The sequence below is a fragment of the Microbulbifer sp. 2205BS26-8 genome (assembly GCF_030731025.1).
In the GTDB taxonomy this organism is placed as follows: domain Bacteria; phylum Pseudomonadota; class Gammaproteobacteria; order Pseudomonadales; family Cellvibrionaceae; genus Microbulbifer; species Microbulbifer spongiae.
This window is the reverse complement of sequence record NZ_JAVAMR010000024.1, coordinates 1-16238: the sequence shown is the minus strand read 5'-3', so window position 1 is coordinate 16238 and position 16238 is coordinate 1. Positions and strand designations below refer to the sequence as shown.

Here is a 16238-nt window from a genome sequence, read left to right as displayed (position 1 = left end):
CAATGGCAATTAAAGTGGATGCCCGGCCCAGAATCCGCTGCACCCCCGGCTTTGATCTGCGTGCGCGCATACGTGCCACTTACGAGGGCGCGAGCCGGGGCCCGCGTCTGGGCAACAAGGGATTGATGGGGATTGGCGGCCCCAACGGGGATATCAGCGGCAAGCTGTCCATCCTGCGCAAGCGCGCCCGCCACGCGGTGCGCAACCAGGCCTATGCCACCACCGCCAAGGAGACCTACGTTGCCAATCTGGTGGGCAACGGGATTGTGGCCAAATGGGGTAACGCAACCCTGCAGGGATTGTGGGACCGCTGGATTCTGGAGAGTGACGCGGACGGCCTGGATAACCTCTACGGCCTGCAGATGCTGGCTGCCGGTGCCCAGTTCGAGTCCGGCGAAGTGCTGACCCGCCAGCGCATTCGCCGCGCGGCGGACCGCCTGACGGTGCCCCTGCAGTTACAGATGCTGGAAGCGGATCACCTGGACGAGGGCTACACCCTGCAGCGGGCGCATAACCCCATTGTGCTCGGAGTGCAGTTCAATGACTTCGGCCAGCGCAGTTTTTACCACCTGTGGCGGGATCACCCCGGCGATGGCAGCACAGGGTTAACCGGCAATGTGCGCCGGGCAATCCCCGCCGACGACATTATCCATTTGTACCGGCGCCTGCGCCCCGGCCAGGTGCGGGGGATCCCCGAGCTGACGCCGATCCTGGTGCGCCTGTATGAAATCGACGAGATGCAGGACTCCCTGCTGGTCAAGCAGAAGACCGCGCAGCTGTTCGCCTGGATTATTAAAAAGCGGCCGTATCCCTCCGAGATGGGGGGCGAGATTAACCGGCCCCTGGGGGAGAAAAAGGAGGGCCCCGAAGGCGAGCAACTGGAGCAGATTCGTGCCGGCGGTATTCATTACTTGGAGGAGGATGAGGATATTGCCTTTTCCAACCCCCATGCGGTGGACGGTGTCAACTATGCCACCTGGCTCAAAACGGAACTGCGTGCCAGTGCGCGCGCTGCCGGCCTGACCTACGAACAACTGACCGGCGATCTGGAGGGGCTCAACTATTCCTCCATTCGTGCCGGCATGCTGGAATTTCGCCGCCGCATCGAACAGTTGCAGCTGCATTTTCTGATTCACCGCTGGTGCCGCCCGGTAGCGCGGTGGTTTGCGGATGTAGCGGTGCTGAGCGGTGCCGAGGTGCCCGGTTACTGGCAGGACCCCGGTGCTTTCCTGCCGGCCTGGAAGTCGCCGAAGTGGGATTGGGTGGACCCGCTCAAGGATGTGATGGCGGATATTCTGGAAATTCGCGGCGGGCTCGACAGTCGCCAGAACAAGGTGGCGGAGCGGGCGCTGGATTTCGATCAAATCAACGAGCAACTGATACTGGAGCAATCGATGGCAGTGATGCTGGATACCAACCCCGGCAAGCTCACCGCCAGTGGTCAATTGCAGGATCTCGCCAAGCTCGTCCTCCAACAACAAGAGGCTTAATTTATGTTTCAATTTTTTATTCGCGGCGAAGGCGGCCAGCCGCACCAGGTGCTGATCTATGACGTGATCGGTTTGGATTACTGGGAGGATTCCATTACCGCCAAGAAGATCCTCGCCAGTCTGGCCGAGATTGGTGATGAGGCGGTATTGGTGCGGATCAATTGCCAGGGCGGTACCCATGAAGACGGCATTGCCATTTATAACGCCCTGGGCAATCACAGCGGTGAAGTGACCATCCGTATTGAAGGTTACGCCTGCTCCATGGCCACGGTGGTGGCCTGCGCCGGTGACAAGGTGGAAATGTACGAGACTGCCCTGGTGATGTTGCACCGCGCTTCCCTCAGTGCCCAGGGGAATGTCAACGAGCTGCGCACCGCTGTCGAGGAACTGGAAAAAGCCGACCAGTCCATGGCCACGGCCTACAGCCGCAAAACGGGCAAAACTGTAGAGGGGATGCTCGCGCTCCTGGACGAGCAGCGGGATACCTGGCTGAACCCGGAGGAAGCGAAGACCCTCGGCCTGGTGGACGAGATCATTGTGCCGCAGAAGTTTACCGCGTTACTGAATAAGGAAGCGGTAACGGCGCTCGCGACCGGGGAGGGGGCGGCGATCCTCGGGAACCTGCAGCCACCGGAAACCGTCAAGACGGCACTGGCCGGGGTACCCGGTGCGGTGGCCTTCCGAGTCGATGGCAAAACCATCGAGGCGATCAAGGATGGAAGTAAACCCAGCGAGGAACCGGGTTCGCCGCCTGTGGACGGTCCACCCACGGATGAAACGCCCGATCCGGAGGAGGAAGAAGAGACACCTCTCGCCGATCCACCAGCGGACCCGATTCGGGCCGAGCGGGAACGGGTCAAGGCGATCCGTAACCAGGCACAGAGTTGCGGTGTGTCCGCCGATGATGACCTCATCGATCAGCTGATTGATGAGGGTGTGACGGTGGCCCTGGCCGGCAAGATGCTGCTGGCGGTCAAGCGCGGTACCCAAGCCAGCACACCTATTCGCAGTAACCACCATTCCGACCAACCCGCAGGCGGTGCCGAGCAGGTCAAGACCGGCTGGGCCAATGCCTACAAAAATCTCCCTGGGAGGCCATAAGCCATGACACTGACCGAAAACCTCAACCGCCCCGGTGCGCATGTTCTGCACGAGCAGCACACCCAGTTCAGCCGCGAGAGCGGCGTTACTGTGAGCGGTGGCAATTATCTGGCCGGCACCGTGCTGGGCCGCATTACCGATTCGGGCGACTACACCCAACTAAACCCTGGCGCCGACGACGGCAGCGGGGTGGCGGTGGCGGTGCTGTTTTCTGCGGTGGATGCCAGCGACGGCGGCAAGCCCGGCACCATCAACGATCTCGCCACCCTGTATGACGACCGCTTGCTGGTGTGGCCGGAAGGCATCACCGAGGAGCAAAAAGCCACCGCCATTGATCAGCTGCGCGCGGCGCAGCAAAAAGTCCGCAGCTACTGAAGCGACGCCATTTCGTTCCCCGTTCGGCGGAACCAGGCCTCGACCGCAATTAGATCCGATTAAACCCGACACCCATTACAGAGAGACGCCACTATGGAAATAGTTGATGTTTTAGCGAATGACGCCTTTAGCATGGTGACCATGACAGAGGCGATTGCCACCGCGCCCACCCAGCCGAGAGAGCTGAAAAACAGCGGTATTTTTGTGCAGGAACCCATCCGCACAGAAATGGCGGTGATTGAATTCAGGGAAGGCAAGCTGGAGATCGCGCCGCTGGATGAGCGCGGTGCAACTTACAGTTCCAGTAGCGACGAGCCCAGAAAAATCCGCCACTTTAAGACCAAACGTGTCGCCCGGCATAAACGCCTCACCGCCTCGGACCTGGCGTTTGTACGCCAGTTTGGTTCCAACGAAACCCAGATCGTGGAGGAACTGCAAAAGGAAATCGCCCGCTGGCAGACTGGCGGTGGTGGCCTGATAGACCAGTGCGAGAACCGCCTGGAACTGATGCGCCTGGGTGCGCTCAATGGCCTGCTACTGGATCAAGAAGGCCGCACTGTGTACGACTTCCACGCCGAGTTTGGCATTACGGCGCCGCCCAAGGTATTCCTGGATATCGCCAACACCAGTGAATTCCAACTGCGCAAGAAGGTGGAGAGCAAGATTACCCGCACCATGCGGCGCAAGGCCAAGGGTCGGTTTGTCGGTGAAGTAAAAGCGCTTTGTGGTGAGGCCGCCTGGGATGCACTGATGGCCAATGCCGAGTTCAACAAGCGTTACGAGGCGGCCGCCGATGCCAAGATGGCGGGCAAGCTCACCGAGGGCACCCTGGGTACAGAGGTGAGTTTTGCCGGTGTGACCTGGAAGGAATATTTTGGTGCCGACGATGGCAGTAGCATCAACCTGGCGCCTGCCGAGATTAAATTCTTTCCCGGTAAGGGGTCCAATATTTTCCGACATATGCTCTCTCCCGGTGAGACCTTCGACGACCTCGCCCAGCAGGGTCGGGAGTGGTATTCCTACCTGGTGCCGGATAGAGAATTTCCCAGCCCGCGCTGGGTGGACCTGTATGTGGCCCAGTATCCGATGATCGTCAATACCGCGCCGGATTTGGTATTTCCCGCCTCCAGCGCTGCCAGTTAAGCGTACAGGCGGCGCTGCCAGAATGCGTTCATCCATCGCGAGGCGATAATCCATGAGTAAGTCAAAACAGAGTAGGGCAAAGCTGATCAAGGCTTTGTCCGCCCTGGGTGTTTCAGAAAGCGAGTACAAGAACCTGGGAACAGCAGGTGAGCTGGAGGCGCTGCTGAAACAGAAACGGGCCGATAAGGCGCTGCAGGATGCGGTCACCAGTCCCGGTGATATCGATAGCGGGGAACAGGAATCCGATACCAGGGAGCCTGGAATTGATTCCGGAGAGACGGAGGCTGCTTCCGGTGAGCAGGAAATTCATAACGGAGACCCGGACCCGGACCCGGACCCGGATGAGGACCTCGACTTCGATCTGGGCTCAGACCTTGATCTCGACCCGGACAATCAGAGCACGGAAACCCAGCTTGATTCGGAATTCCTGAACTTGCGTGCCCTGTGCGGTTTTGAGGTCAAGGTGATCGATATTGCCGTTATTGATAGGCGCCAGTTGGGCAGTGGTGAAATGCTCAAGGTCGCGACCGGTGAAAACTTTCAGGCTGGCTGTGAAACCTGCAGGCATTTAATCAGCTACCGGGTGGTCGAGCAGATTGGTCATCTTCCCTAGCTCCCAGGGGGCACTGTGTCCGATTCCATCATTATCGACAAAAGCCGTTTCGAGCGCCGCATGCAGCGCCTCGCGCGGGATTCCCCCAAAGTCGCCGCCAATGCACTGAACTATCTCGCTTTCGATACCCGCGAGAATATGCAGCGGGAGATGGAGAGTATTTTTGATCGGCCAGCGCCCTTTACGCTGCGCGGTGTGCTGGTGGAGAGGGCCAGTGCGCAGAACCTGCAGGCAAAAGTGTTCCTGCGTGACGAGGCGTTTAAGGGTATCCCTCCGGCCAAGTACCTGCAGGGGCAGATTCATGGCGGCGGGCGCAGGCACAAGCGCTTTGAGAGAGCCCTGCAGCGCATTGGTCTGTTGCCTTCGGGGATGTATGCAGTGCCGTCCAAACATGCGCCCCTGGATAAAAACGGCAATTTCCCCCGCGGAGAGTTGATCCGGATGCTGTCACAACTGCGCGCCTTTGGCGAGCAGGGCTACAGGGCCAACGCTACGGCCAAGAGTCTGGCCAGGCGCTGGCGGGGCAGTAAAAAGAAGCGCGGCTCGCAATATTTTGTTCTGCAGCAGCAGCGCGGCAAACTGCCGCCGGGGATTTACCTGAGAAAAAACTACGGTAACGACAGCAGTATCGCGCACCTGCAGATGGGTGCGGCGAAACCGATGTTTATTTTTGTAAAGGCCCCCAGCTACCGCGCACGCTTTCCGTTTCGCAAGATTGCCGCACGGGTCGCGCGGGATAATATTCAGAAGGGGTTTGCCAACGCTGTTAAGCGGGAACTCCGCAAGCGCTAGACAGCGGGATTCCTCCGCTATTTGCACCCGGCTTGCCGGGTTTTTTATTGAGACTTTTCATCATGCATGCCCACGAACAGAAACTCGCCGAGCACGCCCTGCGGCTCTTTGGCAAGGAAGCCTTTTACAAGCCCGACAGCGACAATATCCCCTGCCGGGTGGTGGTGGATGAGGGGGTCGATCAGATGGCCGATACCCCCTACCGGGAAACGACGCTCACCTACCTGGTGCGTGTGATCGGCGAGCACGATCAGAGCGCCACCCTGGAGGTGCCGGAGCTGGGGCAGACATTCCGTATCGGCACATTGGTGGAGGATGACGGCTACCTGCGCACTGTGCAGGCGGCGCGCCTTTAAGGAGAACGCCATGCGGTCCTTATTTATTGGCGATATCCACGTCGCGCTGGAGGCGCACCTGGGTACGGTCACCCAGGCCAACGACTACCGCACCGATGCGGGCCTGATGGTGAGTACCGGTTATGCCGCCGATGCCACTGGAAGTTACCTGAGCGGTGAGGTTCGCGGTGACAGTCTGTTAATACAGCCGGACAGGCTCACCCGTGAGCACCAGCAGGGCAGGCTGTCATTACAGGTATTCGGCCTCACCAGAGAACCGCATCTGTCCCGGCTCTACGCGCTGGAGGAGGATATTTACAAAGCCCTGCGGGATACAAAATTTCACCCGGCCCTGAGCAAGGTCGAGTTCGGAACGGTCAAGTTCGGCTCCAGCGGCAATGACAGTGGCGAGCATTTCGGCGTCAGTGTTCCGGTTACTTTTTCTTTCACCCACTCCCCCTATTAATTCAGGAGAATATGATGGCCCAGTACCAGTTTGGCTCCGGCATCCTGTGGGGTATCCCACTGATGGATGCCAGGGGCAACACCATTGAAACCCCCACGCCGGTACAGTTCGGCGAGCTGCAAAACTGTTCGGTGGATTTCAGCTTCGAGACCAAGACACTGCACGGGCAGAACCAGTTCCCGGTTGCGGTGGGGCGCGGTAAGGGCAAGATCACCGGCAAGGCCGCCTTCGCCAGTATCAACGGCCTGCTGTTCAACTCGCTGTTCTTTGGCCAGACCCTGCAAAGCGGTATTGTCAGCGATATCTTCTCCACCGATGGCGTGCAGATACCGGCTTCTCCCAGCGAGATCACCGTCGAGCCACCCAACAGTGGCACCTTTGCCTTTGACCTGGGTGTGCGGGATGAGCATGGCAACACCATGGTGCGCGTGAACGCGACGCCGAATGTCGGCCAGTACGCGGTGGAAGGGAGTGGTAAATACACCTTCGCCAGTGCGCAGGCGAGCAAGTTTGTTTACATCAATTACCAGTACACTGCCGACAGCACCACGGCAAAGAAAATGACCATCAAAAACCTGCCCATGGGTTACTCACCCACCTTCAAGGCAGAATTGTTTATGCCCTACCAGGGCAAGACGTTGATCGTCACCCTGCCGAACTGTGTCAGCGCGAAGATGAGCCTGTCCACCAAGCAGGATGATTTTGTGATGCCGGATCTGGACTTCGAGTGCTTTGCCGATCCCAACGGCGACGTGGCGACACTGGCGTCCTCCGAGTAACTGCGCGCATTTTTCCCGTTAATTAATTCCCTCTGCGCGGGCCCGATAGCGATTGATTGCTGCCGGGCTTTTTTTGGAGCACAGCACACTATGAGCAAGCAAAAAACAGCGGCGTCGGCCACACCGGCGCCAGCGGATATGCCGACACCACACAGGGTGCGGTTTAAAGGGATTCCCATTGCGTTGGGGGATAAGACCTTTGTCTTTCCACCTTTGAACCTGGGCGCGTTGGAACAGCTGCAGGAGCGCCTGCAAAATTTCTCCGCCGATACCTCCCCGGAATCCATTAGCGTGGTGATCGATGCCGCACTCGCATCCCTGGTGCGCAATTATCCGGAGATTACCCGCGCGGAAGTCGTCGAGCTGATCGACCTGGGCAATATGCTCGAAATCTTCCAGGCGGTGATGGATATTTCCGGGCTGCGGCGCAAGGCGCTGGAGGAGCAGGAGAAAGAAAATCCGTCTGCGCCGGAGGTCGCCGCAGACGTGGACCCTTTGACTGGGGAGAACTCTACACCCACCTGAGTATGGTTTTTGGCTGGACCTGGGCGCATATCCGCGACAATGTCACGCTCCCGGAAGTCGAGGCCATGAGCCGCTACTGGAAGAAGTTCCCCCCTGTCCATTTCCTGGTGGGCGCCTTTATGGGCTGCGAGGGCGCCCAACCCCAAGCAAAGCAGGGTAGTGCGGAAGACCTGATGGCGATGTTCCCCCCGCAAAATTCCCCGGATCAACCGGTCAAAGCGGATAGCGAAGCATGAATGATCCCGATATCGAAATCCGCCTGACCACCAGGCTCGACGAACTGCGCGGGGATATGCGCCGGGCGGAGCGGGTGGTGAATCAATCCCTCGGCAACATCAAGGGCCAGTTCAAGGAGTTTCAGGGCCAGCTGAGTACCGTGCGCAACCTGATTATCGGCAGCGGCCTGGTGCTACTGGGCAGGCAGGCGGTGGGTGTGATGTCCAGCTTTGAACAGCTGCAGATCCGTTTAACCGGTGTGATGGGCAGTGTCGCCGAGGGCGAGCGCGCCTTTGCCTGGATCAAGGACTTTGCCACCGAAACCCCTTACCAGGTGGACCAGTTGGCGGCGTCCTTTGTGCGCCTGAAGGCGTTCGGCCTCGATCCCACGGACGGCACCCTGCAGGCGCTGTCCGATACCGCGGCCAAATTCGGTGGCGACTACCAGACCCTGGAGGGGATCAGCCTGGGGATTGGACAGGCCTGGGCGAAACAGAAACTGCAGGGGGAGGAAATCCTGCAGCTGGTCGAGCGTGGCATTCCGGTATGGGACCTGCTGGCGCGGGTCACGGGCAGGAACACCACCGAGTTGGAGAAGCTGTCCGCCCAGGGCGCCCTGGGTCGCGATGTGATTGCCGCGCTGGTGGATGAGATGGGGAGGATGAATGCGGGTTCCAGCGAGGCCCTGATGCAGTCGTTGTCCGGCAGCTGGTCAAACTTGATAGATAACATTAAAAACGGCCTGGACGAGGTGCGCCAGGCGGGCGGTACCAATGGCATCAAGCAGTTATTGCAGGATATTAATACTCTGTTTGAGCAGTCGGATGGTGCCAGTCAGTACGCCGAGGTCACCGCTCGGGCTATCAACCTGGTGCTCGATGTGGTGCGGGAACTGCTGCGCACCCTGGGAGACCTGGGAACGATTGGCGGGGAGATATTTAGCGGACTCGGCGCCGCCGCAACCGATTCCTCCAATAAACAGCAACAGGCGCTGGCGCCTCTTGGGGTGGCACTTGAGACGCTGCGCATTTTGTTTGTGGGTTTTGGTGTTGCGGTACGGTTGATCTGGCACAACCTCAAATTTGCCACGATGGAGCTGATCAGCGAACTGGCATATCACTTCAGTGGATTCTCCGCGTTCTGGGATGTACTGGTGGAGCAGTTCAACAGCGGGCTGGATCGTGCGCAGATACGCATAGAGAGTTTCAGCGAGATCGCGGCAAAAGCGCTCAAGGGCGACTTTGCCGGGGTTTCGGAAAGCTGGCGTGCGGCGACGGCAAAAATTGAAGCGGAGCTGGAAGCCAGCCGCAAACGCATTGCCGACCGCGATGCACAAGAGGCCCAGGAAAAGGAAGTCAACCTGTTGGCGCGGGGTCAACTGCAAGCCGACTGGAAGCAGGGCAATTTTAATATTGCCCAAGACGGCAACGACCGGATTTACCGTCGCGGCCAATACGATCCCTTTAAGCCGGATACCGAGGACAATACGGGCAACAACACCAGTAACACCGGCAATACGGCGGGAGGCACCGGGGCCAACTTATCCAAGCTTGACCTGGGTGGCGACAAAGCTTCCGTTTCCGGTTTTACTGCCGAGTTGGCGGCCATAAAAGCCAACCACCAATTGGTCAATGGCCTGCGTCAACTGTCGATCGCCGATGAAATTGCCTTCTGGCAGCGCAAGTTGTCGATAGTGGAATCCGGCTCCCGCGATGCCGCCACTATCGAGGGCAAGATCCTGCAACTGCAGGTGCGCGAGCGGGAAACGGCGCACAAGCAGCGCCTGGCCCTGGACACCGCTGCCCGAGAAGCCCAGCAGAAAGTGGCTGAAGAGCGCCTCAAGACCGCCGAGCAGACTGCGCGCACGGAAGTGGACTTCGGCCTGATCGGCCAGGGGGAGTATCTACAGCGGCTGCGCGACTTCGAGGCTCAGCGCTTCGAGATTGCCAGCGCCAACCTGCAGGAGCGGTTGACCCTGCTCTCTATCGAGGGTGAAGCCCACGAGGCGGAAACGGTGCGCCTGCAGGGGGAGCTGGAAGCCCTGCGCGAGCAGCACAACCGGCGCCTGTATGAGATAGACGCCAAGGCCAAGGAGGAATCCCTGGCCCTGTGGAACGAGTTGGGGCAATCCATCAACGGCCTGTGGAACCAGGGTCTGCAGGCGATGATGCAGGGCACCCTGACCTGGAAAAACGCCATGAACGCCGTGTGGGCGGAGATGGGCAAGTTTTTTATCACCAAGGCGGTGATGGAGCCATTCAAGCAGTGGGCCGCAATTCAGGCAACCAAACTGGCGCAGCAGATCGGTTTTATTAAAACCAAGCAGGCTGTAGAGGGCGCAGCGGCCAGTCAAAGCCTGGCCACCTCCGCCGGCACGGCCATGGGCAAGATCGGCAACTCGGCCGCAGCTGCGGCGGCGGGCGGGGCGGAATCCCAGGCCAGTATTCCCTATGTCGGCCCGATTCTGGCAGTGGCCGCGGTGGCTTCGCTGCTGGCCACGGTGGGCGCGCTCAAGGGCAATATCAAATCCGCCCGTGCAGGCTACGACATCCCGGCCGGGATCAACCCGCTCACCCAGCTGCACGAGCAGGAGATGGTGCTGCCGGCGCAACACGCCAACACCATCCGCCGCCTCGGTGAAGAAGAGGGAGGTATGGAAGAGGCAGCGCCTGTGGCGTTTCCGGGCAAGCGCATGGGCAATAGGTACATGATGGAGCTGGACGACCTGTCCAAAGCCATTGGGGAAATATACCGGCGCGGCATGATGCGGGGCATGTGATTTATGAGCAATGCGGTTTTCCCCATAGACCTGCCGGGTCTGTCGATCAAGTTGCGCCGCACACCGATATTCAAAACCCGTGTGCAGGAAGCTGCCAGCGGCCGGGAGTTCCGCGCCCGTTATCAGCGGGAACCGCGCTACAGGTACCGCCTGCGCTACGAGTTTCTGCGTAGCGATCCACCGCTGCGGGAATTGCAGCAGCTGGTGCAGTTTTTCGAGGACCACTACGGGCGCTGGGATTCCTTTTACTTCGACGACCCCTATGACGGTATACGCCGCCGCGTGCGCTTTTACCGTGACAACCTGGATGTCGAACGGTTTCTGATCCACCTCTGGGAACTCAAGTCCCTCGAACTGATTTCGGTGAAATAAGCGGTGAATGTATGCGAAATGCCTCCGCGCAAATGATTGCTCTGTTAAACGGCAACAATACCTATTTGATTGCCGACCTCTACACCGTCAGCCTGTTAACGGGGGAAACCCACCGCTGGAATACCGGCGATACCGACCTGACCCTCGACGGCGAAGTGTTTCGCCACACGGGTCCGATTATCGAGCGGGACAGAATCCGTTTGAAAACGGGACTCGAAGTGGATGTGCTCAATGTCACCCTGAAAACCGGCGACAGTCCGCAGGCCGGGATCGACAACCATATCCAGGGCCACACACTGCCGGCCGCTGCCACCAACGGCGCCTTCGATGGTGCTCGGGTCAAGGTGCAGAAGGTGTATATGCCCACCTGGGGTGATACCAGCCCCGGTGCGCTGCTGATGTTCGAAGGGGCGGTGGCGGCAGTGGACCCGAGCCGCCACCAGGTGCAGCTGACGGTGAAATCCGAGCTGGATAAATTAAACCAGCCCATGCCGCGCACCCTGCTCAAGCCGGGCTGTTCCTACAGCGTGTACGATGCCGGTTGCGGCCTGTCCCGCAGTGCCCTCACGGTGACCGGCACTATTAACACCGGCTCCACCCGGCAGGTGATCAAGAGCGGTCTCGGCCAGGCGAGCCAGTATTTTGACCTGGGTGTGCTCGCCATCACCAGCGGTCCCGCCGCGGGCAGCCGGCGCGCGGTGCGCGCCTATGCCGGGGGCGACTTCACCCTGTCCATGCCACTGGGTGTTGCGCCGCAATCCGGTGACAGTTTCACGGTTTATCCGGGCTGTTATCGCACCAGGCCCGCGTGTGCGGCGAAAAATAACAGCAACCGCTTTCGCGGCTACCCCTATGTGCCGGTGCCGGAGCAGGCGCGATGACGGCAGCAGCGCAGCGCGCCGCTGTCATCGCCGAGGCCAGGACCTGGCTGAATACGCCCTACCGGCACCAGGGACGGGTGAAGGGCGCCGGGGTGGATTGCGGCATGTTGTTGCTGGAAGTGTTTTCCACAACGGGTGTGATCGAGGCCGGCGCGGTGGAGGACTACCCGCGGGACTGGCATTTACACCGGGGCGAGGAGCGCTACCTGGGCCAGGTATTGCAGCACGCACAGGAGATTGCAGGGCCGGGGCAGGCGGGGGATATCGCGGTGTGGCGGTTCGGGCGCAGCTTTGCCCACGGCGCCCTTGTGGTGGATTGGCCCACTATTATTCACAGCTATATGGGCCTCGGGGTGGTCTATGGCGATGCGCTGGCGGACCAGGATTTGGCCGAGCGCCCCTGTCGATTTTTTACCTGCTGGGGTTTGCACAACAATACAAAGTCATAGCCAGACTTGGCTGACAAATAAAACTTATATGAGAGTGGGCTGGAAACTCGCTTTTATCGCTTACGGCTTATTTATATGACTGGATTGAAAGAACTGTGCATTCCGTGCCTGCACCAGAATTATTTACCCAAATTTTTGACTGGGTTTGATGTGCTGCAAGTAATATCGAGACAGTTTCTTTGGCATATGGAAGGCTCATATCGAGAACTAGATATTTATTAGCGTTGGAGGTGCAATCCAAATTTGTTTCATCTCCGGAAGTGGAGAATCTTAAGTTTCTTCCATCCGGATAAATATAGATCCTATCTACAGTGACGTTGTTACATATATTTCCTGAACAATCACCATATGAGTTCACTGAAAATACTATAACAATAATCAGCAGAATTATATTTTTCATTTTTTTATTACTAAATAAATACTTTTCAAACAAAAAGAATAGGTGAGTAAAATTTCCCATGTCCTATCTTGTTAGCATTCAGCATGGACATGAGCGAATGACTAAAAGCCCTGCTCTATATAGATGAGTCGAAAATCCAATTTTGAGGATCTTACCAGACGGACAGCGTACGTACAATACTTGGGGCACTTCCGGGAACAAGCTTGACTGCAAGCTGATATTGTGAGGAGTAAAAATCCTGTAACGAAATGGATCGGAAATGCACCTAAAGCTGATTTTTGAGACTGAATCATTATGGGCGGATCAAGCACAACCACCACCATTGAAGCCGGCGAAAAGCTCGCCGGTATCCAGCTGCAGACCAGCACCTATGGCAGTGGCCTTACCCTGCAGTACGGCAGGAACCGGGTGCCGGCCAAGCTGATCTGGCACGACGATTTCCGGGCGATCAAACACGTTGAGAAACAGCGCTCCAGCGGCGGCAAGGGTGGCGGTGGTGGTGGCAAGAGCACCATAAAAACCGAATCCTGGACCTATGAGGCATCGATTATGTTTGCCCTGGCCGAGGGGCCTATCGGCGGTATTGGCCGCTGCTGGGTGGATAAATCGGCGGGCGCCCTGAACAGCCGCGCCACCGGCAGTGGCTGGACCTTTTTCCGTGGCAATCGCAGCCAGGCGCCCTGGAACTGGCTCAGAAGCCGACACCCCGGCAAAGCGGTGGGCTATGCTGGCACCGCGGTGCTGGCCAATCCCCGCCTGGATTTGGGTGAGTCCGGTGCTTTAAAAAATTACAGCTTTGAAATCACCGGTTTCCTCAGCGATACCGATTTTAGTGGTGACGCACATCCCGCACAGATACTGCGGGATTTTCTCAGCAACGGGTATTACGGCGCGGGCTGGGACAGTGCGCGTATCGGTGACCTGTCCGACTACGACAACTACTGTCGGGCCATGGGGTTTTTTATCTCTCCGGGGTTTTCGCAGCAGCGGCCGGCACTGGAGTGCGTATCCGATTTACTCACCGCAACCAACAGCGATGCGGTCTGGTCTGACGGGGTATTAAAAATCCGCCCCTATGGCGATGAACCGGTCAGTGGCAACGGTGCCAGCTATTCCCCCGAGGTCACGCCCCTGTACGATCTCGATGACGATGATTTTCTGCAGACAGGTGATGAGGACCCGGTGCAGGTGGAGCGCAAATCCGCCTCCGATGCCCACAACAGCCACCCGGTGGCGTTTTCGGACCGCCGCCAGGCGTACAACGAAAGCCTTGAGGAAGAACCGGACCCGGTGGATGTGGAGCGCTTTGGTGTGCGCCAGGCCCCCAAGCGCTCATTGCGCATGATCACCCGTGCCGGCCACGCCAAGCAGCTCTCGCGCATTCTCGCGCAGCGCAGTATCTACACCAAAAACCGTTACACCTTTTACCTGGGCCTGCGCTATGCGCTGCTGGAGCCCATGGACCTGCTGACACTGACCGATCGCGGGCTGGGCCTGGACCAGCACCCGGTGCGCATTCTGGAGTTTGAGGAGGACAGCGAGGACCGCTTCCGCGTGGTGGCGGAGGAGTGGCCCTTCGGCATTGCCCACGCGGCCCTGTTCGAGGTGCAGGAGGGCGACGGCACCGCACCGGATGTGGATGCCGATCCGGGCTATGCCAATCCGCCAGCCATTTTTGAACCGCCAGCGATCCTCACCGACGGTGATCCGGAACTCTGGCTCGCCACCAGCGGCGGCGCTCTTTGGGGAGGCTGCGAGATCTGGATTTCCACGGATGATGCCAGCTACCAGCTGGTCGGTGCCATCAATACCCGCGCGCGCCACGGCGAACTCACCGCCAGTCTGCCCGGTGGCGGGGTGGACGATCATACCAACACCCTGGCGGTGCAGCTTGAGGGCGGCGGCGAGCTGTCCAGTGTCCCCGTCGAGGACCGGGATGACCTGGTGACCCTGGCCTGGGTGGACGGTGAGCTGCTGGCCTACCAGAGTGCCACCCTCACCGGAGCCGATGCCTACGACCTGAAGCGCTTCAAGCGCGGCTGCTACGGCACACCGATCACCAGCCATGCCGCCGGCAGCGGTTTTGTGCGTATGGACGAGGGGATATTCCGCTACGCGCTGCCGTCGAGTCGTATCGGCCAGCAGTTTTATATCAAGCTGGTGTCGCTGAATGTCTGGGGTGGCGGCAAGCAGGATATCGCCGAGATTTCCCCGTACGTTTATGTGGTCACCGGCCGGGGGCTGCTTCCGGCGGGCCCCACCAGCTGCACTATGAATATCAGCAACAGCAAGCCTAATTAAAACCATGGCCTATAAACATCGCCGTTATTACGAGGACGACTGGCGCGACGGTATCTACCGGCCACCCGGTGGGCGCCCGACCGTGCAGCGAAAAAAATGGCTGGACATCACCTGGACCTTTGCCGAGTTTTTCCCCGCCGGCCAGCTGAGCGGCTTCGAGGTGGTGATTATCAACGGTACCGACCCGAGTGACCCCTCAAAATATATTCGGGCACCGGAAATCCTGGGCGCTGATGAGCGCCGTTATACCGTTTCGGTGACCGTGGGCACCAATCTCAATAATGCCTGCGCTGCTGTGCGTGCCCTCTATGGCGCTGCCAAAAGTGCCTGGACGGTGCAGGGGGTAGGGCAGGTATTGAGCGCGGACGGTGAGGAGCTGCCGACACTGGGTGAACTCAACGCGGTGCAGGAGCAGGCGGTGGCGGCACAGAACGATGCTGTGATCGCCCTGCAGGGACTCAGTGATATCGCCGCGGACGGCAAGCTGACAGGGGGGGAGAAAAAACGCGCGATCCGCGAGTACAAGGAGCTGATTGATCAGCGCAGCGATCTCAACGCACAGGCGGACCGCTTTGGTATTACCACTGCCAAGAGCGCCTACAACAATGCGCTGAACGCACTGACCAACTACCTGGGCGGCCTGTCGCCGGCCTGGAACCATACCGGCACCACCACCGCCATCAGCCGCACGCTGTGGAACGCCAACTGGCAGGCAGTGTTCGAGGCCCGCCAGACCCTGCTGAACACCGTGGCCGTGGTGAACCAGAGCAACGCAACGAATGCGGCCCAGATCGCCGCGGATGCGCAGAATAAAGCCGCAGAGGCGCAGGCGGAAGCCGGCAATGCGCGTGTGGATGCCCGCGAGGCTCTGGAGGAGCTGGACGATATTGCCGCGGACGGCAAACTCACACCTAACGAAAAAAAACAGTCGGTGCGGGAATACCAGGAGATTACCGGGGAGCGGGCCGGCATTAATAACGAGGCGACCTATTTTGGTATTACCACAGAAAAAACCGCCTATAACAATGCGGTGTCTGCACTGGCCAACTACCTGGGCGGTCTGTCGCCAGCCTGGAACGACATCGGCAGCACCACCGCCATCAGTCGCACAGTATTTAATGCCAACTGGCAGGCGGTATTTGATGCCCGCCAGACCCTGAAAAACAAGATAGCCCACAGGGCAGGGCAGCAGTCGGAGTGGGCGCAGGTTTTTGGTGACGG

General features: G+C 59.1%; 17 protein-coding genes and 1 pseudogene. 17 read left to right on the top strand and 1 reads right to left on the bottom strand.

The features are described 5' to 3' along the window. Nucleotides 1-2 precede the first annotated feature (2 nt). From Q5Y71_RS09655 to Q5Y71_RS09585, 15 genes are all read left to right on the top strand, one after another. Entirely contained in the window at nucleotides 3-1490 is a 1488-nt protein-coding gene (locus Q5Y71_RS09655) for a phage portal protein (RefSeq protein WP_306041993.1), read from the top strand. Nucleotides 1491-1493: 3 nt separating this feature from the next. Continuing rightward, nucleotides 1494-2591, top strand: coding sequence for a head maturation protease, ClpP-related (locus Q5Y71_RS09650; RefSeq protein ID WP_306041992.1), 1098 nt, complete (start codon nucleotides 1494-1496; stop codon nucleotides 2589-2591). A gap of 3 nt (nucleotides 2592-2594) precedes the next feature. Next, complete coding sequence (locus Q5Y71_RS09645) at nucleotides 2595-2966, top strand: head decoration protein (protein WP_306041991.1); 372 nt, start codon at nucleotides 2595-2597, stop codon at nucleotides 2964-2966. A 93-nt stretch (nucleotides 2967-3059) separates the two neighbouring features. Next, nucleotides 3060-4109 (top strand): major capsid protein, encoded by a 1050-nt coding sequence (locus Q5Y71_RS09640; RefSeq protein ID WP_306041989.1) that lies wholly within the window; start codon nucleotides 3060-3062, stop codon nucleotides 4107-4109. Between the two features lie 52 nt (nucleotides 4110-4161). Beyond that, nucleotides 4162-4722 (top strand): hypothetical protein, encoded by a 561-nt coding sequence (locus tag Q5Y71_RS09635; RefSeq protein ID WP_306041987.1) that lies wholly within the window; start codon nucleotides 4162-4164, stop codon nucleotides 4720-4722. Nucleotides 4723-4737: 15 nt separating this feature from the next. After that, the gene (locus Q5Y71_RS09630; protein ID WP_306041985.1) at nucleotides 4738-5514 is read left to right on the top strand and encodes a hypothetical protein; all 777 of its coding nucleotides are present in this window, start codon (nucleotides 4738-4740) and stop codon (nucleotides 5512-5514) included. Nucleotides 5515-5561: 47 nt separating this feature from the next. Continuing rightward, nucleotides 5562-5870, top strand: coding sequence for a hypothetical protein (locus tag Q5Y71_RS09625; RefSeq protein WP_306041983.1), 309 nt, complete (start codon nucleotides 5562-5564; stop codon nucleotides 5868-5870). 10 nt (nucleotides 5871-5880) lie between these two features. Then, on the top strand, nucleotides 5881-6315 hold the full coding sequence (locus Q5Y71_RS09620; protein ID WP_306041981.1) for a hypothetical protein: 435 nt from the start codon (nucleotides 5881-5883) through the stop codon (nucleotides 6313-6315). A gap of 14 nt (nucleotides 6316-6329) precedes the next feature. Then, nucleotides 6330-7094: a hypothetical protein gene (locus Q5Y71_RS09615; protein ID WP_306041980.1), complete on the top strand. Its 765-nt coding sequence runs from the start codon at nucleotides 6330-6332 to the stop codon at nucleotides 7092-7094. A gap of 90 nt (nucleotides 7095-7184) precedes the next feature. Then, a complete protein-coding gene (locus Q5Y71_RS09610) occupies nucleotides 7185-7619 on the top strand; it encodes a hypothetical protein (RefSeq protein WP_306041978.1) in 435 nt (144 codons plus the stop codon). Between the two features lie 2 nt (nucleotides 7620-7621). Next, entirely contained in the window at nucleotides 7622-7855 is a 234-nt protein-coding gene (locus Q5Y71_RS09605; RefSeq protein ID WP_306041976.1) for a hypothetical protein, read from the top strand. Next, on the top strand, nucleotides 7852-10614 hold the full coding sequence (locus Q5Y71_RS09600) for a tape measure protein (protein ID WP_306041974.1): 2763 nt from the start codon (nucleotides 7852-7854) through the stop codon (nucleotides 10612-10614). The genes Q5Y71_RS09605 and Q5Y71_RS09600 overlap by 4 nt, the downstream gene beginning before the upstream one ends. A gap of 3 nt (nucleotides 10615-10617) precedes the next feature. Beyond that, nucleotides 10618-10986 carry a DUF2460 domain-containing protein gene (locus Q5Y71_RS09595; RefSeq protein ID WP_306041972.1) on the top strand — a complete coding sequence of 123 codons (369 nt, stop codon included), beginning with the start codon at nucleotides 10618-10620 and terminating at the stop codon, nucleotides 10984-10986. 11 nt (nucleotides 10987-10997) lie between these two features. Next, nucleotides 10998-11867, top strand: a complete 870-nt coding sequence (locus tag Q5Y71_RS09590) for a DUF2163 domain-containing protein (RefSeq protein WP_306041970.1) — start codon at nucleotides 10998-11000, stop codon at nucleotides 11865-11867. After that, complete coding sequence (locus Q5Y71_RS09585) at nucleotides 11864-12316, top strand: hypothetical protein (protein ID WP_306041968.1); 453 nt, start codon at nucleotides 11864-11866, stop codon at nucleotides 12314-12316. Before Q5Y71_RS09590 ends, Q5Y71_RS09585 begins: the two co-directional genes overlap by 4 nt. Before the next feature lie 67 nt (nucleotides 12317-12383). Here Q5Y71_RS09585 and Q5Y71_RS09580 read toward each other — a convergent pair whose 3' ends face one another. Beyond that, nucleotides 12384-12776, bottom strand: a complete 393-nt coding sequence (locus tag Q5Y71_RS09580; protein WP_306041966.1) for a hypothetical protein — start codon at nucleotides 12774-12776, stop codon at nucleotides 12384-12386. Between the two features lie 234 nt (nucleotides 12777-13010). Here Q5Y71_RS09580 and Q5Y71_RS09575 point away from each other — a divergent pair, with 234 nt between their 5' ends. Further along, complete coding sequence (locus Q5Y71_RS09575) at nucleotides 13011-15017, top strand: phage tail protein (protein ID WP_306041964.1); 2007 nt, start codon at nucleotides 13011-13013, stop codon at nucleotides 15015-15017. Nucleotides 15018-15021: 4 nt separating this feature from the next. Beyond that, a pseudogene (locus Q5Y71_RS09570) lies at nucleotides 15022-16238 on the top strand (hypothetical protein); the annotation flags it as partial.